The organism is bacterium, from assembly GCA_035703895.1.
GTDB lineage: Bacteria > Sysuimicrobiota > Sysuimicrobiia > Sysuimicrobiales > Segetimicrobiaceae > Segetimicrobium.
The window spans coordinates 1-21,934 of record DASSXJ010000008.1 but is presented as its reverse complement, the minus strand read 5'-3'; the positions used below and the strand labels follow the sequence as shown (position 1 = coordinate 21,934).

Here is a 21,934-nt window from a genome sequence, read left to right as displayed (position 1 = left end):
CGTGGCTGATCTCGGCAGGTTTGGTCTCGCCTCCGCCCTCGTTCTTGCCGTCTACGCTCTCGCGGCCGCCTGGTTGGGGGCGCGATCCCGGCGGCCGGAGCTCGTGACGAGTGCGGTCCGAGCCGTCTGGATGGTCGCGGCGCTCGAGGCCCTCGCCGGTGTCGTGCTGGCGGGCGCGCTCCTTGCGCGCGACTATTCGTTTGCGTACGTGACGAGCCACGTCAGCAACGCCCAGGCCGTGGTGTATGATCTCACCTCGTTCTGGGGCGGCATGGAAGGGTCGCTGTTGCTGTGGGCGCTGATCCTCTCGGGGTACTCGTTGGCGATCATCCGGAGCGTCGGGCGGGACCGACCGCGGCTCCTCCCCGGGGTGGTCGGGGTATGCGCTGCCGTCTCGGCATTTTTCCTCTTCATGCTGGTCGCGGTGGCCTCGCCGTTCGTTACGGTGCCGTTCCCGCCCGCGGATGGACGGGGGATGAACCCCCTGCTGCTCAACCCATGGATGGCGATCCATCCGCCCACGCTGTACCTCGGGTTCGTCGGCCTGACCGTGCCCTTTGCGATCGTGGTCGCGGCGCTGGCGGACGGAGCGATCGAGGAGGCGGGAGTGCTCCTGGCGCGCCGCTGGATGCTGTGGGCATGGTACTGCCTGAGCATGGGTCTGATGTTCGGAGCGAAGTGGTCCTACGTCGTGTTGGGATGGGGGGGGTATTGGGCCTGGGATCCCGTGGAGAACGCGGCGCTGATGCCGTGGCTGGTGGCCACCGCGTTTCTCCACTCGGTGATGATCCAGGAACGCCGGGCGATGCTCGGCCAGTGGACCGCGCTCCTGGTCGTGCTTGCGTTCGGGCTGTCGATCTTCGGCACGTTCCTAACACGCAGCGGCGTGCTCAGCAGCATCCACTCGTTTACCCAATCGCCGCTGGGCGCGTATTTCCTCGGGTTCCTCGCGCTCGCCATGGTCGCGGCGTTCGCCCTGCTGGCGTGGAGGTGGGAAGCGCTCCGCAGCCGGAACCACCTGGACGCAGTGCTCTCTCGGGAGAGCGCGTTTCTCTTGAACAACGTGGTCTTTCTCACCACCGCGTTCGCCGTGTTTCTGGGAACAGTGTTCCCGGTGGTCTCTGAGGCCCTCACGGGACGGCGGGTGAACGTGGGGCCGCCCTTCTTCGATCACGTCATCTCACCACTGGCGCTGCTCCTCTTGCTGTTGATGGGCGTAGGACCGCTATTGGCGTGGCGGCGGGCGACGGCGTCGGACCTTCGACGCGACTTCCTCGCCCCGGGCGCGTCCGGCGTGTCCCTCGGGCTCGCGCTGCTCGCCGCCGGCGTCCGGGCCCCCGGCGCGGTGCTGGCATTCGCCCTGTGCGGGTTCGTCGCCGCGACCATCACGCTCGAGTTCATTCGAGGGATCCGGCTCCGCCGGACCCACGGGGACACCGGCGGCGTGGCGGCGCTGTGGGCGCTCGTCATGGGGAATCGGAGGCGGTACGGCGGATACGTCGTGCATCTCGGGATCCTGCTGGTCTTTGCCGGGATCACCGGATCCTCGGTGTTCAGCACTCAGCGCGTGGCGACCCTCCGGCCGGGCGACTCCGTCCAAGTGGCTCGGTATCGGATCAGGTACGAGGGGATCTCAGAGGCGACGCGCAACGGTGCGCTGGTGGTGACCGCCCGGCTCCACGCGTTCGCGGGGGCGCGGGATCTCGGGCCGCTCGACGCCAGCCGGAATCTCTTCCTCACGAGCTCGGAAGCTACCACGGACGTCGCTCTTCGGAGCACGCCGGCGAATGATCTGTACGTGATCCTAGCGGCGTGGACGCGGGAAGGGGAGGCGACCCTACGCCTGCTCGTGAACCCGCTCGTGATGTGGATCTGGGCCGGCGGCCTCGTGCTGACCGCCGGAGCGGTGATCGCGATGCTCCCTGAGCGTCGTCCCGCCACCGCGCTCGCGGGTGCGCCCGCGGGCGCTTTGACGTCAGAGGGGCCGTGACGGCCGTGGTGATGGTCATCTTCGCCGCGGCGGTCGCGGCGTGGGTGCTCGCTCCGCTTCGCAACGCCACCAATTCTATACATCTGCGCGCACGGGGCGGAGCGCGCGACGCGACGGCTCGGCAGCAGGCCGGGGGCGCTGGGCCCGGCGACACGATCGAACGAACGCCGGGGGGCGAACGCTAACGCGCGTCCTGTGGCCCATCTTCGGGGCCGCCGTCGCTGCGTGTGTCTTCGGGGGACCCGCGGATCTCAGCGCCTCCGGCGACGGCAAGATTCGGGGCCGGGTCATCGATCGCACTGCGCCACAACACCCGGTGGCCCATCAGCCCGTCCGGCTCACGATCGTCGAACGGGGCGCATCGTCCGATCAGGCGGTGAGCTCGGATGCCGCGGGCCGGTTTCAGTTCCCAAGTCTCCCCCTCGGGGGCATTCGCGTGTTCGTGCTCAGCACCGAGTACCGCGGGGTTCGATACGCAAGCGATCGCGTGGTGCTCTCCGCCGACGCCCCTGTTCGCGATATAGATCTCCCAGTGTACGAGCCGTCATCTGACCGGGGAGCGGTGCGCGGGACGGTCGCGTTGGCCGTGCTCGACGTAGCGAGGGGGGCGGTGCGGGTGAGCGTGGTGCAGGGGTTGGCCAACGCCACCGATCGGACCGTGGTGGTGAGCCCTCGGGATCCGCTCGTGTTCCCGCTGCCGTCGGGTGCGGAAACCGTGAGCGCGCTCGCGGGATGGCGGGATCCACACATCGCCGCCGGTCGCATCACGGATGTCTTTCCCCTCACTCCAGGGACCGCCCAGGTGGCCTATTCGTACGAGCTCGGCGCCGGGGAATCCGCACTCCGCCTCGCGTGGTCGCTCCCATACGGGGCAAAGGACGTGGAGGTGCTCGTTGCCGACGTCGGCGTTCGCGCCGAGGCGGATGGTCTCACCGCACAAGGCACGGTGACCGGACCCAGGGGGCGGTATCAGCGATTGACCGGCGGCCCGCTCCCTGCCGGCGGACAGGTGGTGGTGCGCCTGCGCGGGATGCCGTCCGCCCGGGACCCCTGGCCGGGCGCGGTGGCTGCGGGGCTCGGGGTGGTGCTCGCCGGTGGATTGACGATCGCGCTCAGACGGTTCCGGAGGGGCCCCACCTAACGCCGAGCGAGGTCGGTCCGGAACGCCCGGCGCGCGTGCCGTGGGTGGAGGAGACCGGAACGATCTCGTGGAAGAAGCATGGCCCGTGTCAGATCTGCGTCATCGCCTCGGGGTGTCTCCGAACCGATACAAGCGGAGCCTTCACCGATCGTTGCTTTTTCGCGGGCTGCCGTCGGCGTGCACGGGGCAGCCCGGACTCGGCGGTTTGATGCGGGGGTGTGGTGCGCGCCGGATGCAGAGGGAGGACAGACCGGCATGTGGTTGAGGAACCCCGAAGCCTGGCCGAGCGCCGTCCCAGCCCTCGTGGCGGTGCTGGCCCTCACCGCGTGCCAGCCGTCGGTCGATGTGTCTCGGGCCAAGGTGGACCGGGCGCTGCCCCCTCCCCAGGAAGTGGAGATCCCCCTCGTCATCGACGAGAACGAACAGCCCATCGTCCCCGACGCGATCACGGGCAAGCAGGTCTTCGAGGCCAACTGCGCGGTGTGCCACGGCATGAACGGTGACGGGAACGGCCCGATGGCGGCCACATTGAAGGCCCCCGATAAGGATGTCCTGACCGCGCTCCTCGGCGTGTTTCATATCGAACTGAACCGGGAACCGCTTCCGAGCAAGCCGGTCAATTTCCACAACCGGGATCTGGAAAACGTGATCACCCCGGCGATCCTCTACGAGACCGTCACCCTCGGCCGTCCCCACACCGCGATGCCGGCGTTCGGGCCGGAAGCATCGTTCGGCGCCAACAAGTATCCGACGATCACCAACCAACAGCGCTGGGACGCCAACGCCTACGAGATGATGTTCCGGACGTCGCCCGAGGAACTCAGCGCCGCCAAGCATCTCTACGATGAACAGTGTGCGGTGTGCCACGGGGCGAACGGCGATGGGAAAGGCCCTCGAGGTCCCGAGATGGCCGGCCAGCTGTGGTCGTGGTCGCGCGGCGAGGGGCCGGGGATCTTCACGGATATCAACTACATCGTCCAGCGCAACCCGAGTGAGCTGACCAATGCGATCCTGGACGGGCATGGGCTGATGCCGTCGTACCGGGGCAAGCTGTCGGCGGACCAACTCAATGGTTTGGTGGATTACATCTACACGTTCTTCTACAAGCACCCGCCGATTAAGTAAAATAGAGGGGCGGGGCCCCATGCGATACGAACGCCGTTCGATAGGGGGGACGCGGGCCGTATGACGGTAGGCAGGCGCAGGCTCTTGAAGGTATTGACGGCCATCCCGGTGCTCGGGGGGCTCGTGGCGGTGCTGTCGCCGTTATTCCGGTTCCTCAAGCCGAACGACGGCCCTTGGCAGATCTTCACCATCAAACCGGACCTCCCCAAAGGCGGGGCCCAGGTCGTGGGGAAGACGACGGCGCTGGCAAAGCCGTGGGACTTCTTCTACTTCACGTACGTCCAGAAATTCGTCCAGTACGATCCGACGGGGTACAAAGCCGCCAACATCGCCGGGGTGGCGGTGCGCCTTCCTAAAAAGGTGAAGTTTGAGAACGCGTCGGGGTTCGTCGGGTACAAGGGCGAGACTGACATCGCCCTGTTCCAGCGGATCTGTCCGCACCTTGGGTGCATCTTCAATTTCATCCCCGACTTCCACGAGATCACGGCGGGGTACGGAGGGTATGTGCCTCCCGAGTTTGAGAAGCACGCGCTGATGGGGTGTCCGTGTCACCTCAGCATCTACGATCCGGCGTTCCCGAACGACCCGGGGAACGTCATCTCCGGTCCCGCCCCGCGGGGCGCCCGCTACTTCGAATTCGAGATCCGCGGCGAAGACATCGTCGTCACCGGGGCCGAACTGGGGGGGATCGCCTAGGTGGACGCGATGCTCGCCAATCTCAAGGAATGGCTCCAGGACCGCAAGCAGCACCTGGATCTCTTCGATGAGACCAAGACCGCCAAGCAGGACAACCCCTTGTACATCATCGGCAGCCTGGTGTGGCTCTCGTGGATGGTGGTGATCGTCTCCGGCGTCATCCTGATGCTGTGGTACATCCCGACGACGACGGGCGCGTACCGGTCGATCGAGCACATCACCTACGACATCCCGTTCGGCTGGTTGGTCCGGGGGATGCACAAGTACGCGGCGGACATGCTCATCATCTGCATCACCCTCCGCATCTACCGCATGTACTTCGCCGGCGAGTACAAGAAGCCAGGAGAGCTCTCCTGGATGATCCTGTTCGCATCCCTCGTGCTGGGGATGATCTCGGGGATCACCGGCTATCTCCTGATCTGGAACCAGCGGGCGTTCTGGGCGGCCAAGACCGTGCTCACCGTGCCGACCTATTATGACGAGATCCCCCTGCTCGGGAACACGGGGCTGGGACACGCGATCACGTACATCTTCCTGGGGGGCCCGGCCGTCGGGCAGGCCACCATCACCCGGTTCTATGCGATCCACTTCGGCATCTCGGTGGTGTTCGTGATCCTCGCCGAGGTGTTTTTCTACCGGACGCGCCGGAGGCGGCTCAACCTGTCCCCATTTGTGATCGTCCTGGTCCTGGCGTTCCTGGGGTGGTTGAGCTTCGAGCGGTTGACGGACATGGGCCGCTGGGCGAACCCCAACCGGACGCCGCTGCCGATCCTCTCGGACTGGTACTTCCTCGCGCTGTACCAGCTGGTGAAGTACATGCCGCCGCTGTGGGCGGGGATCGCACCGGCGTTGTTGATCGGGTACGGGATGCTGGTGCCGTTCCTCGACCGGACCAAGGAGACGCGCCCCCTGGAACGCCCGCTGTTCTTCACGGTGGGGATGCTGGCCCTCGTGTATTTCATCGCGTTCACGGCGCTTATCATGCTGAACATCGCGGTCATCAGCCGTGATCCGCCGATCATCATGGCGGTCACCGCTGTGGTGATGGTGGCGGCGTTCATGTGGGAGCTCGTCCACCGCCGGCGGAAGGCGCGCCAGGCGCAAACCCCGCCGGCCCGTCCCGCGCCCCCCGCTCCGAGGGCGACGGCGGCGGCGTCGTAGCATGGTCTTCCGCAAAGGGCTGTTCTACGTGCTCCTGGGGACGGCGATCGCGGGCCTGAGCGAGTTCCTCGCCGCCTGGAGGATGTGGCGCACGGCGCCTGGGATGCAACACGCCGTCCAGGTGGCCGTGCTCGGATGCGGCCTGCTCATCGTCGGATTGTGGCTGGGGTTCCTCCTCTATGAGGTCGACCGCGCAGCCGGCCGGGTTCGCCGGCCGATTAGGCTCTACGAGTGGATCCTGGCACGGCGCGTCGCCGGGTCCCGCCCCGGGCTCCGGCGAGGGCCGCTAGGCGGCGGCCCGCCGGCGGCGGTCTCACCGGGACGAGGGAGGGGGTAGGGCGTGCAGGACGAGTCCGTGCCCTACGGCGTCTGGATCGTGCTCCTCGCGTTGGTGAGCCTGGTCAGCGTGATCGGGATGTTTTGGGGGGAGTTGACAAACCACCGGCTGTGGACCGGCGGGTTCATCGGGGTCGTGCTGATCGCGTACTCGTTCATCCTCCTCCTCCTGCGTAAGGGAGGGCTGACCGGTGTATAAGCGCCTGCTCAACGGGCTCCTCCGATGGACCTTGAGCCTCGATGTCTGGATCAACCGGATCTATCCGGCGGACTTCAATCCGCTCTACTACACGGGCGGGCTGTCCAACCTCTTTCTGACGGTCCTCGTGTTGTCCGGGATCTTTCTCTTCCTGTACTACGTCCCGTCGTTCAACGACGCCTACACGTCTGTGGATTACATCCTGGACGGCGTGCCGTACGGACAGATCATTCGCGGGATTCACCGGTATGCCGCCGACGGGTTCATCGTCGCCATCCTGCTGCATTTCTTTCGGAACTGGTTCACGGAACGGTTCCGGTTCAGCAGGGACGAGCCCTGGATCAGCGGCATGATGCTGCTGGTGTTCGCGGGCTTCATCGGGGTGAACGGGTATATGCTCGTCTGGGACCAGCGCGCCCAACTGCTGGTCGCGATGACGGGGAACTCGCTCGCCGCGATCCCGATCGTTGGCGGCGCGCTCCGGTCCGCCCTCTTCGGCGGGGCGGGCACGACCAACCTCCTGCTGCCGCGGATGTTGTTCCTCCACGTGGGCCCCGCCACCGCGCTCTACGTGCTGCTGTGGTGGCACTACGTCCGCGTCCGCCACCCCAAGGTCTGGCCGCCCGCCGTGTGGACGCTGTTCTCGCTCGGGGCGGTGTTTCTCTTGTCCGCCGTGATCCCGGCGGCGAGCCAACCCCTCGCCTCGACCGGAGCCGCGCCGGACAGGCTGGCCGTCGACTGGTTCTTCCTGCTCCCCTACGTGGCTCTGAAGTACATCACGCCGGCCTGGCTCGTGGCCCTGGCCGTCGTGCTCGTCGTGTACGGCCTCTACATTCCCTATCAGCTCCCCGAGACACCCGCGGAGATGGGCATCCGGGACGCGGGGATCGCCCAAGTGGTGGATGCGAATTGCACGGGGTGCGAGCTCTGCTACTATGACTGTCCGTACGATGCCATTGTGATGGTCCCGAGCCCTCACCCCGGGGTGACCAGAGCCGCCCAGGCCAGGAAGGAGCTCGCGATCGTGCTGGAGTCCCGGTGCGTGGAATGCGGGATCTGCATCGGCGCGTGCCCATTTGAGGCGCTGGAGCTCCCCCGGTTTCTCGAAAGCGACATCCAAGGGAAGGTGCTGGACGCATGTCGGACGTGAAGCCGTCCGCGGCCGCGGATCGCCGCCCCCGCATCGTCGGATTTCTGTGCGATTGGGCCGTCAGCAGCGAAGGGCTGGTGCGTGAGGACGGGACGATGCGCGATCTCCCCGGCGTGACCCTCATTAAAGTGCCGTGCTCCGGGTTCATCCGTCCCTCGTGGCTCGAGTTCGCGCTCAAAAACGGCGCCGACGGCGCGTTCGTGTGCGGGTGTCCGTTGGGCGATTGTTTTAACCGTCTCGGCAACAACCTCATCGCGGACCGCGTGGTCCAGATGCGGCGGCGGTTGGAGCGTCAGAAGATCCAGCCCGATCGCGTCGGCACGATCTTTCACGGTCTGCACGAACAGGCGGAGTTCGTCGCCGCGGTCCGCGAGTTCAGCGACCGGGTCGCGAAGTTGCCGGCCCCTCCACCGCCGGCGGCGCGTAAGGCCGCCGCCGCCCCAGCGACCCCGGCTGCCGCAGGCGCGCCTGCCCCCGGCGGCCCGAGTAGGCCGGGTCCCACCGAAGGGGGCGCCGGCGAGACACCACCGGGCGCACCCCCGGGGCAGGGGGGATCGTAGGTGGCGCAGCGCAGCCCCGGGACGCCGGCGGCGGGCCCCAGCGCGACCACCGTCTTCTGGCGGTACATGATTTTTTGGCTGCTGTTCCTCGGCCTGGTCTTCTTTGTCGCCCTCTTCGGCTTGGTAGCGGAGGCGTAGGCCCGTCGCCCGCGTCATGGACCTCGCCAGGATCTACGATCCCGTCCGCGAGGACCTTGACGTCGTGAGTCGGCTGCTGCACGATGAGCTCTCTGCGGACGATCCCTTCATCGGCCAGCTGGTCGCGCATGTCCTGCATACGAAAGGGAAACTCGTGCGGCCCGCCCTCGTCTGCCTGAGCGCCCAAGCGTGTGGAGGGGGCAGCGGGGCGCGGATGGACGTGGCCGGCGCCGTGGAATTGATCCACGTCGCGTCGCTGATCCACGACGACGTGATCGATGCGGCGGCCGTGCGACGCGGGCAGGCGTCGGTCAACGCGATCTGGGGGAACCAGGTCGCGGTGCTGCTGGGGGACTATCTGTTCAGCAAGGCGTTCCACATGCTCGCGCGTCTCCACAGCGCGGACCTCGCCGCGGCCGTGGCGGGCGCGACCGTGAAGATGAGTCAGGCCGAGATCAAGCAGATCAAGCACGGCAACACCCCGCACACGGACGAAGCGATCTACTTCGACATCATCGAGGGCAAGACAGCCCAACTCTTCAGCGCCGCGTGCCGGTGTGGCGCCCTCACCGCGGGCGCCCGCGAGCGCGAGGCGGCGGCGCTCTCTGAGTTCGGCCTCGAGTGGGGAATGGCGTTTCAGATCACCGACGACGCGCTCGATCTCACGGCGACCCCCGACCAAGTGGGCAAACCCATCGGGAGCGACATCCAGACGGGCAAGGTGACGCTCCCAATCATCTTCGCACTCGCGACCGCGCCGGCCCCCGACCGCCGGCGCCTCAGGGAGCTCATCGACGGCGCCGGGCTTTCCGACTCCGGCTCGGGGGAAGGCCCCACGGGGGAAGACGGTCCCCCAGGCGCGTCCGAAGAAGTGGGGGAGATTCTCTCCCGGTGTGGCGCGATCGCGCATGCCCTGGATGTGGCGAAGGCCCGCGCCGAGCGCGCGGCCGCGAGCCTTGGCCGGATCCGCCGCTCTCCGGCCCGGGACAGCCTGGCGGCCCTGGTGGAGTTCGTGACCATCCGGAGCCGCTAGGCCTGGAACTTGGTGGCGTCCCAGGTCGCTGGCGTGTATAATGAGGGCCGGAAAGGGCCGGAGGTGCGGTATGGGCCAGAAGTTCTGGGAACTCATCATTGTCCTAGTGATTGTCATCCTGCTGTTCGGACCGAGTCGCTTGGCGGGCCTGGGCGGGGCTGTTGGTAAAGCCATGCGAGAGTTTCGCGACGCCACAAAACCTGACGAGCCCAAGGGCGCAGCCCCGGACAAGGGCAGCGGAGAGAAGAGCTGACCGATTCAGGCTCCCTCGCGTCGGGACCGGCCCGAGCGCATACGAAGGGGCGGTGAGATGCCGCTCCTTTTGCTTGCCTGACCGCCACCTCCATGGGTGGTGGCCCGCGCCGGTCGGCCCTGACCATCCTCGGGGGGTGACGGGTGGCCAAGATTCCAAAGCGAGGCCGCAATCCGTGGTGGGTGCTTGTCATCATCGTCATCTCGGGGGCCATGCTGGGGAGCGTCCTAGCCAACGCCGTCGGTCAGTTTACGTACCTCTCGTGGCTGGGTCGTTCCCTGACCATGGGTCTGGCTCCCCCCGTCACGATCGATCTACACGTGCTCACGCTGACGTTGGGATTCACCCTTCGGTTGAACCTCGCGGTGCTCCTTGGTATACTCGTGGCGGCCTACGTGTTCCGCATGCTATAGATCGGGCGTGGCTGGACGTGGGGGTGGGGGCGGCGCACCTCGTCGGCGGGCGCCGGTTTCACCCCCCTTCGTGTGCTTGTCTCACCCTTGAGGCACTCGGCCCGCCCCTGGAGGAACCTCCCGGTGCGTCCCGCTCGCGAACGGGAGTCGAAGGTGCTCGCCCCCGGCCGGCCGCCTCGGATGAAGGACCTTCCTGCGGAGCTTCGGCCTCGCGAGCGAATGCTCGCGGAGGGACCCGCTGCGCTCAGCCCCGCTGAACTCCTCGCCGTGCTCCTGCGAACGGGAGCACGTACGCGAAGCGCCCTTCAGGTCGCGACCGATCTCTTGTGCGGGTACGGGAGCTTGGACCGGCTCGCGGGGGCGAGTGCGCGGGAGTTGCGCCGGACCGTAGGGATCGGGGAGGTGAAGGCCCTCCATCTTCTCGCGGCGTTCGAACTCGGACGCCGCCTTGCCACCTTCCCGGCCCGCGTCCGCCCTGCCGTGCGGGCCCCTGCGGACGCCGTCGCGCTCATGGCGCCCGATCTCCGGTTTCAGGACACCGAGTGCTTCTGGGTGCTCCTGTTGAACACGAAGAATGAGGTCACAGAACGGATCGAGGTCTCCCGGGGCGGGCTGGCCAGCTCTCCGGTCCACCCCCGCGAGGTGTTCAAGGCCGCGGTCCGGCACGGCGCCGCGGGCGTGATCCTGGTTCACAATCATCCCTCCGGGGACCCGACTCCCAGCCAGGCCGACTTGGCGGTCACCGCCAGGCTTGGCCGGGCCGGGGGTGTAATGGGTATTCCTATCATTGACCACATCATCATTGGGGACCGCCGCTTCGTCAGTCTCCGGGAGCAGGGCGCACGGTTTGACGGGGCGCGAGAGGAGGAGAGGAGCGTGGACGGATGATTTTCAATGGGCTGTTGAGCCGGTTCACTCGGGATATGGGCGTGGATCTCGGGACCGCCAACACGCTGGTATACGTTCGGCGCGAGGGGATCGTCCTGCGCGAGCCCTCGGTCGTGGCCAAGCGGGTGGATGGCGGGGAAATCCTGGCGGTGGGGAACGAAGCGAAAAAGATGATCGGCCGGACCCCCGGAGACATTGTCGCCACCCGGCCGTTACGGGACGGGGTGATCGCCGATTTCGACACGACGGCCTCGATGCTGACCTACTTCATTCGCAATGGCCTGCGGGGCCGGACGCTGATCCGACCGCGGGTGGTCGTCGGGATTCCCAGCGGGGTGACCGAGGTGGAAAAGCGCGCCGTCATCGATGCGACGCTGCAGGCCGGCGCCCGCGAGGCGTACCTGATCGAGCAACCGATGGCTGCCGCGATCGGGGCCGGCCTGCCGGTCTCGGAGCCCATCGGAAGCATGGTCGTGGACATCGGCGGAGGAACCACAGAAGTCGCCGTCATCGCGCTTGGTGGGATTGTGACCGCGCGCAGCCTTCGGATCGCGGGAGACGAAATGGACGAAGCGATCATTCAGTATGCGCGGAAGGCGTACAACCTCCTGATCGGCGAACGGACCTCGGAGGATATCAAGATCGCGGTCGGCTCCGCGTTCCCGCAGCGGGAGGAGCAGACGATCGAGGTCCGCGGCCGCGACCTCGTGTCGGGGCTGCCGCGAACCGTGCGGATGACCAGCACCGAGATTCGCGAGGCGATGGCCGAACCGATCGCCGGCATCGTGGAAGCGGTGAAAATGACCCTTGAGCGGACGCCGCCGGAGCTGGCCGCCGACATCGTTGATCGCGGAATCGTGATGGCCGGTGGTGGGTCGCTGCTGCGGGGTCTCGACCGGCTCCTCGCCGAGGAAACGGGGATGCCGGTGACGCTCACGGACGACCCCCTGAGCAGCGTGGTGTTGGGGACCGGGCGGGCCCTCGAGGAGATCGAGACCTTGAAGAAGGTGCTCATTACGAGCAAGAAGTCCTAGAGGTCGTTGTGTTCCTTGATACGGTTGTCCGCCGCCGGCGGTTTGTGGTCTTCGCCATGTTGTGCATTCTCGCGCTCGGCGTGCTCACCGACCAGGTGCGGTCTCCCGACAAGCGCCGCATCGGCTGGATCGGTGTGGCCGTAGAGGCGGCGGTCGCGCCGCTCGCGACCGGCCTCTCGCGGATCAGCGACGTGGTGGACCGGGAGTGGGCGTTCGTGGCGGAGATCGGTCGCCTCCGGACGGAGAACGCGCGCCTCACGGCCGAGGTCGCCCGGCTTCGCGAGGAAAACGCCCGACTCCACGAAGCGGGGCTGGAAGTTGCGCGCCTCCGTAGTCTCGTCGGGATCAAGGACCAACCCTACCACACGGTCGCGGCCCGCGTCATCGGCCGGGATCCGAGCCACTGGTTCAACTCCCTGCTCGTGGATCGGGGGACGGCGGACGGCGTTCGCCGCAACGACCCTGTGATCACGAGCGACGGCCTGGTGGGCCGCGTGATCGAGGCCTCCGGCACCTGGGCGAGGGTGCTCCTCATCCTGGATCCCCGAAGCGCGGCCGGCGTGCTCGTCGGTCGGTCACGGGATGCCGGCGTGGCGGAAGGGCAAGGCCAGCCGGTCCTCCACGTCAAGTACCTGTCCCGTGACGCGGAGATCCTTCCGGGAGATCAGGTGGTCACCGCCGGGCTCGGCGAGATCTACCCCCGCGGCCTGCCTGTGGGCACCGTCGTGGGGGTCTCTCGGACCGAAGGCGATTTGTTCCAGGAAGCGCTCGTCCGGCCGGGAGCGGACCTCAACCACCTCGAGGAGATGCTGATCCTGGTCGGCGGGGGATCGCAGGCCGCCCCATGATCAGGTACCTGGTGTATCTCCTCCTTGTCGTGGCGGGGCTTGGGTTTGAGATGACCTGGCTCGCGCGCACGTCGATCGCCGGCGCCGTTCCAGATCCCCTGCTGCTCTTCGTGATGGCTGTGGGGGTCCTCCACGGGTCCGAGGAAGGGGCCCTCGTGGGAGCGGGGGTCGGATTGCTCCAAGACATCACCACCGGCGTCCCGCTGGGCCTGGCGATGTTGGCCAACATGTGTGTGGGGTTTGCTGCCGGGCTCGGGGAGCGCTTCATTTATATAGAAAGCACCTGGCTTCCGGTCGTGGGGGCCTTCGCGCTCAGCGGCTTGCGAGTAAGCGTATGGGCGTTGGCGGCGCACCTCGTCGGCCTGCTGCAAGGGCCGATTCCCGAGGTCGCGCGGGTCGTCGTCGCGGCCGCATGCTATAATGGCATCATTGCTATTCCCATCTTTCATGGATTCCGCTACCTGGACGGGGCGCTCGTTCGGTTTCGTGAAGCATCCCGATAAGGCTCACCCTCCGTTTTTCCGCCAGCCCCCCCACCGTGGGAGGATCGGCCTCGATGGATCGCGAGGTTTTTGAGCGCCGCCTCACCACGCTGCTGGCGGTCATCGCCGGCTTGTTTCTGGTGCTGGCGGTCCGGCTCTGGCAGATCCAGATCGTCCAGGGCGAGTACTTCCTCCGCCTGGCCGACGAGAACCGGCTTCGAATCACCAGCGTCGTGCCCCCACGGGGGCTGATCAAGGATCGTCGGGGCCGCCCCCTGACCCTCAACCGCCCGGCGTTCACCGTGTCCATTCTCCCGACGGAGTTGCGGCATCCCGAGCAGGTGCTCCCCGAGGTGGCCCGCAAGCTCGGCATGCCGGTGCCGGAGATCATCGCCAAGATCGACGCGGCCGGGGACCGGCCGTTCGAGCCGGTCCGGCTGCGGCGCGACGTTCCCAAGGAGGCCATCGCCGCGCTCGAGGAAGACCGTATGGACCTCCCCGGCGTGCTCGTGCAGGTGGAGCCGGTCCGGGATTATCTCTACGGCACCCTCGCCGCGCACCTCCTCGGCTACCTCGGGGAGATCAACGATCGCGATCTTGCGGCCCTGCGCACGCAGGGATACGAAGCCGGGGAATTGATCGGCAAGGACGGAATCGAGCGGATCTACGACCGCTTTGTAAAGGGGCGCCACGGACAGATCCAGGCCGAGGTCGATGCCCAAGGCCGGCCGCTGCGGGTGATCGCGAAGATCCCGCCCACCACCGGAGACACGTTGACCCTCGGGATCGATCTGGACGTGCAAAAGGCCGCCGAGGACGCGCTCGGCTCCCGTGTGGGTGCCGTCGTGGCAATGGATCCGAACGACGGGGCCATCGTGGCGCTCGCCAGCCATCCGGCGTTCGACCCTAACCTCTTCGCGACCGGGATCACGACGACCGCGTGGACCCGGCTGCTACGGGATCCGCTCCAGCCGCTCCTCGACCGGGCGACCCAAGGCGGATACCCGATGGGATCGGTGTTCAAGATCGTCACCGCCACCGCGGCGCTGGATCTCGGGTTGGTCAACACCGACACTCGATTCTACTGTCCCGGGTTCTACAATCTCGGCGGCCATATCTTTCACGATCATGAGGCCCACGGGAACCTCAACTTCCTCGAAGGGATCGCCCAATCGTGCAACGTGGTGTTTTGGACGCTGGCCCGTCCGGTGGGTCCCGACAATTTGGCGAAGTACGCGCGGATGTACGGGCTGGGACAGACCACGGGGGTCGACCTGGTCCAGGAGAGCGCCGGCGTCATTCCCGATCCGTCGTGGAAAGCCCGGGTGTGGAAGGAGCCGTGGTATGCCGGAGACACCCTCAACAGCGCGGTCGGCCAAGGTTACACGCTTGCCACGCCGATTCAAGTCGCGCGGCTGCTCGCCGCCGTCGCGAACGGGGGCCGCCTCGTCACTCCGCATCTCGTCACGCAGATCACCACCCCTCAGGGACAGCTGGTGCGGCGCGTGGCGCCTCCCGCGACCGGGGAAGTGCGCCTGAACCCGCAGACGATCGCGGTGCTCCGGGCGGGCCTCGCGGCGGTAGTCACACGCGGCACCGCGGCATCGATCCAAATCCCCGGGCTCGCGGTCGCCGGCAAGACGGGAACCGCGGAGAACCCACACGGGAAGCCGCACGCGTGGTTTGCCGGATACGCACCCACGGACTCGCCGCGGCTGGTCGTCGTCGCCCTGGTCGAAAACGTGGGCTTCGGCGCGGAGTTCGCGGCGCCGATCGTCCAGCGGGTGCTGCAGGTGGCCTTCGACGTCCGACCGGCGCCGCATCCATGAGCGCGCTCGCGGGGCCTCCGCTCCCGCAGCCGGGCGGGCCGGCCCGGCTGTTCAGGAACGTCGACATCCTGCTGCTGCTGTCGACGCTCGGGCTCATCGGATTCGGTCTCGTCATGGTCTACAGCAGCACCCACGTCTCCACTCGACCGTTTCTCTACCTCCGCAGCCAGGCGTTGCACCTGGCCGTGGGTCTGATTGTCGGCGGGCTGATCCTGGCGATCGATTATCGCGCGTTCGCGTCGAGCGCGCGGATCCTCTACGTCGTGAACGCGCTGCTGCTCGGCGCGGTCCTGGTCCCGCACATCGGGCGGTCGAGCCTCGGCGCACAGCGCTGGATCCCTCTCGGCCCGCTCGGACAATTTCAGCCCTCCGAGATCGCCAAGTTCGTGATCATTATCACGCTCGCCAAATACCTCACGGACCGCCCAGGCCCGTATCAATCGGTATGGGATCTCGCGCCCTTTCTCGGCCATGTGGCGATCCCGATGCTGCTGATCTTCAAGCAGCCCGATCTCGGAACCGCGTTGGTCTACGGCGCGATTTTCATCGGGATGCTCTACGCCGCCGGCGCACGCCGGCGGGATCTCGCCACGCTGGGGGCCGCCGGGCTGGTTCTGGTCCCGATCTTCTGGCGGCTCCTGAAAGAATATCAGCGGCGCCGGCTCCTGGCGTTCGTGCACCCAACCTTGGATCCGCTGGGCTCGGGGTACGGGATCATTCAGTCGAAGATCGCGGTGGGAAGCGGCCTGGAATGGGGCAAGGGATTGTTCGCGGGTACCCAAGGCGTGCTGCGCTTCGTTCCTGAGCACCACACCGATTTCATCTTCTCGGTGATCGGTGAAGAGCTCGGATTCGTGGGGGCCGTGGTGCTCCTGAGCCTCTTTCTGCTGTGGGTCTACCGGGGTCTCCGCATCGCCGCAGTGGCCCGCGATCGGTTCGGCGCGCTTGCGGCGGTGGGGATCGTGTCCATGGTCGCCTTCCACGTCTTCGTGAACGTAGGGATGACCGTCGGGATCATGCCGATCACCGGCATCCCCCTGCCGTTCATCAGCTACGGCGGGAGCGCGCTCATGGCGATGGTGTGGGCGACGGCGCTGCTCTTGAGCATCGGCATGCGCCACCAACGGGTGGGGATTGGATTTGACGCCTCCCCGGCCCCTGCGCATCTGATCCGCTCGATGCGAGGGCCGGAGCGGCATGAGGAGTGACTCGAGGATGGGCAGAGAGATCTTAGCCAGCGTGGACCCGTTCGAGGTCCGCGTCGCCGTGCTCGAAAATGGGGTGCTCTCCGGGATCATGGTCGAGCGGGGCGAGCCGCTCGCGGGCAACATCTACAAAGGCCGGGTCGCCAGCGTCCTCCCGGGGATGGAAGCGGCGTTCGTCGACGTGGGCCTGGAGCGCAACGCGTTCCTCCCTCTCGCCGACATCCGGTCGGAACGGATTGGCGGGGAGGAACTGGAGGACCCGATCGGCCGGGGCCGCATCGCCGAGCGGTTGCGCGTTGGGCAAGAGATCCTCCTGCAGGTCACCAAAGAGCCACGCGGCAGCAAGGGCGCACGCGCGACCACGTACGTCGCCCTGCCGGGACACTACATTGTCCTGATGCCCACCGTGAACGGGGTCGGGGTGAGCCGGCGGATCGACAACGAACACGAGCGCAGGCGGCTTCGGGGCCTCGCGGAGCGGCTCCGGCCTCCCCGGGCCGGCCGAGGAGAGCGCATGGGCCTCATCGTGCGAACGGCGGCCGACGGAATCGCCGAACGGGACCTGGCCGATGACGTGCGCTATCTGATCCAACTCTGGGAAGGGGTGACGGAGCGGGCACGCGCCGCGCGGGCTCCCGCGTTGCTCTATCAGGATCTGGGTCTGGTGGGCCGCGTCGTGCGGGATCTGTTTACCGGCGAGGTGGACCGGTTCATCGTCGACTCCGGCCCGGAACTCGAGCGAATCCGGGAGTTGCTGGTCTCGTTTCCGAAAGACTTGCTCGACCGTCTCGAGCTGCACAACGGCGCCCGGCCGTTGTTCGAATCCTTCGGGGTGGAACGCGAGATTGAACGAGCCCTTCACCGGAAGGTCTGGCTCCGCAGCGGCGGCTATCTGGTATTCGACCGGACCGAGGCCGCGACGGTCATCGATGTCAACACGGGCAAGTACGTCGGAAAAACCGATCAACCCAGTACCATTCTTCGGACGAACCTCGAGGCGGCCGCGGAGGTGGCGCGGCAGGTCCGGCTCCGGGACATCGGCGGCATGATCCTCGTGGATTTCATCGACATGGAGTCCGACAAGCACCGTCGCCGTGTCGTCGCCGCGCTGCAAGAGGCGGTGACGGCGGACCGGACCAAGACGCACATCGTCGACCTCACGGGGCTGGGGCTGGTCGAGCTCACCCGGAAGCGGGTCTACCAGAACCTGGATGAGATCATGCGGATTCCCTGCCCGTACTGCGAAGGCCGCGGTCGGGTCTTGTCCCCGCAAAGCGTGGCGGCGCGCGTGCGGAGGGAACTCGGCCGCCTCGCCCAAACGTCTCGGGGACGGTGTCTCGTCGCGCAGGTGCATCCCGAAGTCGCGGCGGTGCTCGCCGCGGACGCCCGGTGGACCGACGCGGTCGCGAAAGAGTCCGGAAAGACGATTCTCGTCCGTGCCCGCCCGGGCGTCCACCTCGAGCGGGTGAGCGTGCTCGCCAGCGATTCGGTCGAAGCGGCCGAGCAGGAGACCGCGGCCACGCAAAACGGCAAGGGCAGCGCGCTCGTCTGGCTCGAGCCGGTGCACGCCGAGATCGGCGGGCCGGAGGAGGACGATGGGGAGGACCGGGCCACCGCGTCCGCCGGGACCTCGCGCTCCCGCGGCGTGCTTGGGCGGCTCCGATCATGGTGGGCGGGCCGGTCCGCCTCCCGGCGGATGGCGTTCCGGCGTGAGGGCACGCACGCCGGCGGTCGTTGACACCCCTCCGGTCCCGTGCTAACATTTCGTGAGCCAGAGCAGGGGTGAGCCATCATGTACGCAGTGATCGAAGCTCAGGGCAAGCAACTGCGCGTTGAACCGGGGCAGGTCGTCGAAGTCGATCGCCTGCCCGACGCCAGCGGATCGGCGATCACGTTCGGGCGGGTGCTGATGGTCGTGGATGGCGTGCAGGTCACGACGGGCACCCCGACGGTCCCCGGCGCCCGTGTGAGCGCGACGGTGCTGGCGCACTCGAGAAGTCGCAAGATCATCGTCGGAAAGTTTCGCCCCAAAAAGCGCTACCGACGGCGCGTGGGGCATCGTCAGCCCCTGAGCCGGGTCCGGGTCGATCGGATCGAAGTGGAGGGCGGGTCGCATGGCGCATAAGAAAGGTGGCAGCAGTTCACGGAACAACCGCGACAGCAATGCCCAGCGGCTGGGGATCAAACGGTTCGCCGGGCAGCAGGTGCTCGCCGGATCCGTGCTCGTCCGGCAGCGGGGAACCCGGTATCTGCCGGGGGTGAACGTCGGGCTCGGGCGAGACGACACCTTGTTTGCGCTGACCGCCGGCGTCGTGCGATTCGAGCGGCGCGGCCGCGACCGTCGTCAGATCTCGGTCCAGCCGGTCGGAGCGTAGCCCCTCGATGCGCCGCCCCGGGCTCTTCGAGCCCGGGGTTTTTTGATTCGAGCCGCGATGTTCATCGACCGCGCGCGCATCCACGTCAAGGCTGGGAACGGGGGGAACGGCTGCGTCGCGTTCCGGCGGGAGAAGTTTGTCCCGAAGGGAGGACCGTCGGGGGGGGACGGCGGACGGGGGGGCGACGTCATCCTCGCGGCCGATCCCGATGTGAATACCCTGCTCGCCTTTCGGTATCGCCAGCGGTTCGCCGCCGGCCGCGGCGCGCATGGCGAGGGCAGCGACCGGTCCGGGCGCTCCGCAGCAGACCTGGTCATCGCCGTGCCGGTGGGGACCACCGTGCTCGACGATGGAACGGGCGGGCCGGTGGCCGATCTGGTGGTGCCCGGCCAGCGTGTGACGGTGGCAAAGGGGGGACGCGGCGGGCGAGGGAACGCGCACTTCGCGACGCCCACCCATCGGGCGCCCCGTGAGGCGGAGCCGGGCGGGGTAGGGGAGGACCGCCGCCTGCGTCTGGAACTCCGCCTGCTCGCCGACGTTGGATTGGTTGGGCTCCCCAATGCCGGCAAATCGTCGTTGCTGAGACGCATCTCGGCCGCGCGCCCGAAAGTGGCAGAGTATCCGTTCACGACCACCGAGCCCGTGCTGGGGGTGGTGTCGCTCGGGGGTGCGCCGGGGATCGTCGTGGCCGATATCCCGGGGTTGATCGAGGGCGCCCATCGGGGCGCCGGGCTCGGGCATGAGTTTCTCCGGCACATCGAGCGGACGCGGGTGCTGGTGCACGTCCTCGACCTCTCCGCAGACGACCCCGAGACGCAACTCGCGACGGTCGAGGGAGAACTCGCAATGCACGCCCCGCGCCTCGATGGCCGTCCGACGATCGTGGCGGCCAACAAGCTGGACCTTCCCGAGGCCCGAGCGCGGTGGGCGGGATTCGCGGCGCGCCTCCGCGCGCAGGGTCGGACGGTGGTCCCCATCTCCGCCGCCACGGGCGACGGCGTCCCGGCGCTCCTCGCCGCGGTCCAGAACCTCCTGCGCGCCTCTCCGGGCGGACCGGAGGAGGACCCTTCCGGCGGGGAGAAGACGAGCGTGGGGACGGCGCCCGAGGCGCCCGATTCCGGAGGCCGGCGTGCGTAAGATCGGCATCATGGGGGGGACGTTCGATCCCATCCACTATGGCCATCTCGTGACCGCCGGCGAAGCGCGCTGGCAGTTTGGGCTCTCCCAGGTGATCTTCGTCCCCAACCGTCATCCGCCCCTCAAGGATCCCCGCGAAGTCTCCGACCCAGAGCATCGGTACCTGATGACGCTCCTCGCGACGGTCACCAACATCCATTTTACAGTGTCCCGGATTGAGATCGACCGGCCGGGTCCGTCGTACACGATCGACACGATGCGCGAACTGCGCCGTACGCGCCCGGACGATGACCTGTACTATATCACGGGCGCCGACGCGCTCCGCCAAATTCTGCATGGAGAGTGGCGCGAGACCGAACAGCTGCTGGGGTTGTGCCAGTTCATCGCGGCAAGCCGTCCCGGCTACCACGTCGATTCCTCCGTGTGGATCTCTGCCAATCACCGGCTGGGGGAGCGGCTGCGCAACGTGCACACCATGGAAATCCCCGCGCTTGCGATCAGCAGCACCGACGTCCGAGATCGGGTCGCGAACGGCCGGCCCATCAAGTACCTTGTGCCGGAGTCGGTCGAAGAGTATATCGCCAAGCACCAGCTGTACGTGGCCACACCGGCCGGTGCCCGCGAGCAGGAGCGATAGTGGAGGCGAGAAGCAAAGCGCTCCTGGCGGCGGCTGCCGCAGAGGTAAAGCTCGCGGAACGGGTCGTGGTGCTGGACGTGCAGGAGCACACGCCCGTGACCGATTACTTCGTGATCGCCAGCGGCACCAACCGCCTCCAGATCAGGGCCATTACCGAGGCGGTCGAGGAGGCCCTGCGGGCGGAGGGCGAGCGGCCTGCCCGCGCCGAAGGGCGCGAGGGCGGGCGCTGGGTCCTGCTCGATTTTGGCGACGTGGTCGTGCACCTCTTCGCGCCGTTCGAGCGCGAGTACTACAATCTCGAACGCCTCTGGGGCGACGCGGCGATCGTCGAGCGGTAGGGCGCGGCGGTTGGTGTGCTATAATACTCGACGTCCCGGGTTCTATGGGGCTGTAGCTCAGCGGGAGAGCGCCTCTTTGGCGTAGAGGAGGTCGAGGGTTCAATTCCCTCCAGCTCCACCAAGCCTGACAATGGTGTCCGCCTGTAACCGCTGTTTCTAATTTGCCTTTCTCCCGAATGTAAGAACAAAGATCGCTCGTCCGCGTCCCAGCGTTCGTGGGCATATTGGGCGCTATCGCGTTGTTCCAACTTGATGGAGTGTCTAGGAGCGGGTGCGGGTGGGCATATCCACGATGAGGATTCTTGGCATCAACAGGAAGGTGCCGTGACTCGCCGCACCGCAGAAACGTCGCTCCCCTTCGCCTGAGGTGGCCATGCGGAAAATCCTCGTGCCGGCGCTTGCCGTTCTTTTGGTGGGTACGGTGGCTCTCGTCATCTACAAATCTGCCCTCACGGAACGGCTGCATGTCCCCCGCGAAGCGTTGGGACCCCGCACGCTAAGCTCTTGGCCAGCTCCGACCGGGCCAGCTCTGCTTCAGGGGCCGCCTGCGAAGGCATGGAAATCATTGCAAGGTGGTCACTTGCGAGAGGCCCAGGATGGTTTCCTGGAGATCTTGTCCATCAATCCTCTGGATCAGGATGCCCTGCACGGATTGGTGGTCGTCCGGCGGTACATGGCGGGCGACAATCCAAGTGTCCTGCGGAGACAAGCGGCGGAGTATTGGGACGCCATCAGGCGAGGAGTTGACACAGGGGAGCATTACACGCCGCAGGCCATGCAGGCGGTGCTCGCCGCAATCCTGCAGGCGGACCGGGAGATCGAGGGTCCCAGCAAGCCCACCGCCCGTGCTCTCAGGGCCCCCAGCGATGTCAGTGTGCCGCCCGCGGTCACTCCCGGGGGGAAACTCCCGCCTCCCGCGACGCCTTCGGCCAAACTGATCCGGCCCCAGAAGCCGGTCCTTTCCGG

27 protein-coding genes and 1 tRNA gene are annotated in these 21,934 nt (G+C 67.2%); all 28 read left to right on the top strand.

Features of this window, described 5'->3' with window-relative positions; genetic code table 11:
* Nucleotide 1: 1 nt before the first annotated feature.
* Nucleotides 2-1,990, top strand: coding sequence for a heme lyase CcmF/NrfE family subunit (locus tag VFP86_00445; protein ID HET8998094.1), 1,989 nt, complete (start codon nucleotides 2-4; stop codon nucleotides 1,988-1,990).
* The gene (locus tag VFP86_00440; protein ID HET8998093.1) at nucleotides 1,987-2,175 is read left to right on the top strand and encodes a hypothetical protein; all 189 of its coding nucleotides are present in this window, start codon (nucleotides 1,987-1,989) and stop codon (nucleotides 2,173-2,175) included. Before VFP86_00445 ends, VFP86_00440 begins: the two co-directional genes overlap by 4 nt.
* Nucleotides 2,176-2,306: 131 nt before the next feature.
* Nucleotides 2,307-3,131: a hypothetical protein gene (locus VFP86_00435; protein HET8998092.1), complete on the top strand. Its 825-nt coding sequence runs from the start codon at nucleotides 2,307-2,309 to the stop codon at nucleotides 3,129-3,131.
* A 255-nt stretch (nucleotides 3,132-3,386) separates the two neighbouring features.
* A complete protein-coding gene (locus VFP86_00430; GenBank protein HET8998091.1) occupies nucleotides 3,387-4,256 on the top strand; it encodes a c-type cytochrome in 870 nt (289 codons plus the stop codon).
* Between the two features lie 60 nt (nucleotides 4,257-4,316).
* Nucleotides 4,317-4,952 (top strand): hypothetical protein, encoded by a 636-nt coding sequence (locus VFP86_00425; GenBank protein ID HET8998090.1) that lies wholly within the window; start codon nucleotides 4,317-4,319, stop codon nucleotides 4,950-4,952.
* A gap of 9 nt (nucleotides 4,953-4,961) precedes the next feature.
* Entirely contained in the window at nucleotides 4,962-6,113 is a 1,152-nt protein-coding gene (locus VFP86_00420; GenBank protein HET8998089.1) for a cytochrome b N-terminal domain-containing protein, read from the top strand.
* A 1-nt stretch (nucleotide 6,114) separates the two neighbouring features.
* Nucleotides 6,115-6,450, top strand: coding sequence for a hypothetical protein (locus VFP86_00415; protein HET8998088.1), 336 nt, complete (start codon nucleotides 6,115-6,117; stop codon nucleotides 6,448-6,450).
* A 3-nt stretch (nucleotides 6,451-6,453) separates the two neighbouring features.
* Complete coding sequence (locus tag VFP86_00410; protein ID HET8998087.1) at nucleotides 6,454-6,648, top strand: hypothetical protein; 195 nt, start codon at nucleotides 6,454-6,456, stop codon at nucleotides 6,646-6,648.
* Nucleotides 6,641-7,798, top strand: a complete 1,158-nt coding sequence (locus VFP86_00405; GenBank protein ID HET8998086.1) for a cytochrome b N-terminal domain-containing protein — start codon at nucleotides 6,641-6,643, stop codon at nucleotides 7,796-7,798. The genes VFP86_00410 and VFP86_00405 overlap by 8 nt, the downstream gene beginning before the upstream one ends.
* Nucleotides 7,786-8,358: a hydrogenase iron-sulfur subunit gene (locus tag VFP86_00400; GenBank protein HET8998085.1), complete on the top strand. Its 573-nt coding sequence runs from the start codon at nucleotides 7,786-7,788 to the stop codon at nucleotides 8,356-8,358. The genes VFP86_00405 and VFP86_00400 overlap by 13 nt, the downstream gene beginning before the upstream one ends.
* Nucleotides 8,359-8,496 carry a hypothetical protein gene (locus VFP86_00395; GenBank protein ID HET8998084.1) on the top strand — a complete coding sequence of 46 codons (138 nt, stop codon included), beginning with the start codon at nucleotides 8,359-8,361 and terminating at the stop codon, nucleotides 8,494-8,496.
* A gap of 16 nt (nucleotides 8,497-8,512) precedes the next feature.
* Entirely contained in the window at nucleotides 8,513-9,529 is a 1,017-nt protein-coding gene (locus VFP86_00390) for a polyprenyl synthetase family protein (protein HET8998083.1), read from the top strand.
* A gap of 70 nt (nucleotides 9,530-9,599) precedes the next feature.
* Entirely contained in the window at nucleotides 9,600-9,782 is a 183-nt protein-coding gene (gene tatA, locus VFP86_00385; protein ID HET8998082.1) for a twin-arginine translocase TatA/TatE family subunit, read from the top strand.
* Nucleotides 9,783-9,925: 143 nt separating this feature from the next.
* Nucleotides 9,926-10,195, top strand: a complete 270-nt coding sequence (locus VFP86_00380; GenBank protein HET8998081.1) for a DUF4321 domain-containing protein — start codon at nucleotides 9,926-9,928, stop codon at nucleotides 10,193-10,195.
* 123 nt (nucleotides 10,196-10,318) lie between these two features.
* Entirely contained in the window at nucleotides 10,319-11,083 is a 765-nt protein-coding gene (gene radC / locus VFP86_00375) for a DNA repair protein RadC (protein ID HET8998080.1), read from the top strand.
* Nucleotides 11,080-12,117, top strand: a complete 1,038-nt coding sequence (locus VFP86_00370) for a rod shape-determining protein (protein ID HET8998079.1) — start codon at nucleotides 11,080-11,082, stop codon at nucleotides 12,115-12,117. The genes radC and VFP86_00370 overlap by 4 nt, the downstream gene beginning before the upstream one ends.
* Before the next feature lie 8 nt (nucleotides 12,118-12,125).
* On the top strand, nucleotides 12,126-12,965 hold the full coding sequence (gene mreC, locus VFP86_00365; GenBank protein HET8998078.1) for a rod shape-determining protein MreC: 840 nt from the start codon (nucleotides 12,126-12,128) through the stop codon (nucleotides 12,963-12,965).
* The gene (mreD, locus tag VFP86_00360) at nucleotides 12,962-13,468 is read left to right on the top strand and encodes a rod shape-determining protein MreD (GenBank protein HET8998077.1); all 507 of its coding nucleotides are present in this window, start codon (nucleotides 12,962-12,964) and stop codon (nucleotides 13,466-13,468) included. Before mreC ends, mreD begins: the two co-directional genes overlap by 4 nt.
* A 53-nt stretch (nucleotides 13,469-13,521) precedes the next feature.
* Complete coding sequence (gene mrdA / locus VFP86_00355; protein HET8998076.1) at nucleotides 13,522-15,276, top strand: penicillin-binding protein 2; 1,755 nt, start codon at nucleotides 13,522-13,524, stop codon at nucleotides 15,274-15,276.
* Entirely contained in the window at nucleotides 15,273-16,484 is a 1,212-nt protein-coding gene (rodA, locus tag VFP86_00350) for a rod shape-determining protein RodA (GenBank protein HET8998075.1), read from the top strand. The genes mrdA and rodA overlap by 4 nt, the downstream gene beginning before the upstream one ends.
* A 7-nt stretch (nucleotides 16,485-16,491) precedes the next feature.
* On the top strand, nucleotides 16,492-18,219 hold the full coding sequence (locus tag VFP86_00345) for an Rne/Rng family ribonuclease (GenBank protein HET8998074.1): 1,728 nt from the start codon (nucleotides 16,492-16,494) through the stop codon (nucleotides 18,217-18,219).
* A 54-nt stretch (nucleotides 18,220-18,273) separates the two neighbouring features.
* Nucleotides 18,274-18,606: a 50S ribosomal protein L21 gene (gene rplU / locus VFP86_00340; GenBank protein ID HET8998073.1), complete on the top strand. Its 333-nt coding sequence runs from the start codon at nucleotides 18,274-18,276 to the stop codon at nucleotides 18,604-18,606.
* Nucleotides 18,596-18,856, top strand: coding sequence for a 50S ribosomal protein L27 (gene rpmA, locus VFP86_00335; GenBank protein HET8998072.1), 261 nt, complete (start codon nucleotides 18,596-18,598; stop codon nucleotides 18,854-18,856). Before rplU ends, rpmA begins: the two co-directional genes overlap by 11 nt.
* A gap of 57 nt (nucleotides 18,857-18,913) precedes the next feature.
* Nucleotides 18,914-19,993: a GTPase ObgE gene (gene obgE / locus VFP86_00330; protein ID HET8998071.1), complete on the top strand. Its 1,080-nt coding sequence runs from the start codon at nucleotides 18,914-18,916 to the stop codon at nucleotides 19,991-19,993.
* Nucleotides 19,986-20,630 (top strand): nicotinate-nucleotide adenylyltransferase, encoded by a 645-nt coding sequence (gene nadD / locus VFP86_00325; protein HET8998070.1) that lies wholly within the window; start codon nucleotides 19,986-19,988, stop codon nucleotides 20,628-20,630. The genes obgE and nadD overlap by 8 nt, the downstream gene beginning before the upstream one ends.
* Entirely contained in the window at nucleotides 20,630-20,968 is a 339-nt protein-coding gene (gene rsfS / locus VFP86_00320; protein ID HET8998069.1) for a ribosome silencing factor, read from the top strand. The genes nadD and rsfS overlap by 1 nt, the downstream gene beginning before the upstream one ends.
* 46 nt (nucleotides 20,969-21,014) lie before the next feature.
* Nucleotides 21,015-21,089: transfer RNA gene (locus VFP86_00315), tRNA-Ala, on the top strand.
* Nucleotides 21,090-21,581: 492 nt separating this feature from the next.
* A partial coding sequence (locus VFP86_00310) for a hypothetical protein (protein ID HET8998068.1) occupies nucleotides 21,582-21,934 on the top strand: 353 nt, incomplete at its 3' end.

Coding starts and splice junctions, on each gene's coding strand:
- VFP86_00430 (HET8998091.1), top strand. CDS start 3,387: ATGTGGTTGAGGAACCCCGAAGCCTGGCCGAGCGCCGTCCCAGCCCTC.
- VFP86_00425 (HET8998090.1), top strand. CDS start 4,317: ATGACGGTAGGCAGGCGCAGGCTCTTGAAGGTATTGACGGCCATCCCG.
- VFP86_00420 (HET8998089.1), top strand. CDS start 4,962: ATGCTCGCCAATCTCAAGGAATGGCTCCAGGACCGCAAGCAGCACCTG.
- VFP86_00415 (HET8998088.1), top strand. CDS start 6,115: ATGGTCTTCCGCAAAGGGCTGTTCTACGTGCTCCTGGGGACGGCGATC.
- VFP86_00400 (HET8998085.1), top strand. CDS start 7,786: ATGTCGGACGTGAAGCCGTCCGCGGCCGCGGATCGCCGCCCCCGCATC.
- VFP86_00390 (HET8998083.1), top strand. CDS start 8,513: ATGGACCTCGCCAGGATCTACGATCCCGTCCGCGAGGACCTTGACGTC.
- tatA (HET8998082.1), top strand. CDS start 9,600: ATGGGCCAGAAGTTCTGGGAACTCATCATTGTCCTAGTGATTGTCATC.
- VFP86_00370 (HET8998079.1), top strand. CDS start 11,080: ATGATTTTCAATGGGCTGTTGAGCCGGTTCACTCGGGATATGGGCGTG.
- mreD (HET8998077.1), top strand. CDS start 12,962: ATGATCAGGTACCTGGTGTATCTCCTCCTTGTCGTGGCGGGGCTTGGG.
- mrdA (HET8998076.1), top strand. CDS start 13,522: ATGGATCGCGAGGTTTTTGAGCGCCGCCTCACCACGCTGCTGGCGGTC.
- rodA (HET8998075.1), top strand. CDS start 15,273: ATGAGCGCGCTCGCGGGGCCTCCGCTCCCGCAGCCGGGCGGGCCGGCC.
- VFP86_00345 (HET8998074.1), top strand. CDS start 16,492: ATGGGCAGAGAGATCTTAGCCAGCGTGGACCCGTTCGAGGTCCGCGTC.
- rplU (HET8998073.1), top strand. CDS start 18,274: ATGTACGCAGTGATCGAAGCTCAGGGCAAGCAACTGCGCGTTGAACCG.
- rpmA (HET8998072.1), top strand. CDS start 18,596: ATGGCGCATAAGAAAGGTGGCAGCAGTTCACGGAACAACCGCGACAGC.
- obgE (HET8998071.1), top strand. CDS start 18,914: ATGTTCATCGACCGCGCGCGCATCCACGTCAAGGCTGGGAACGGGGGG.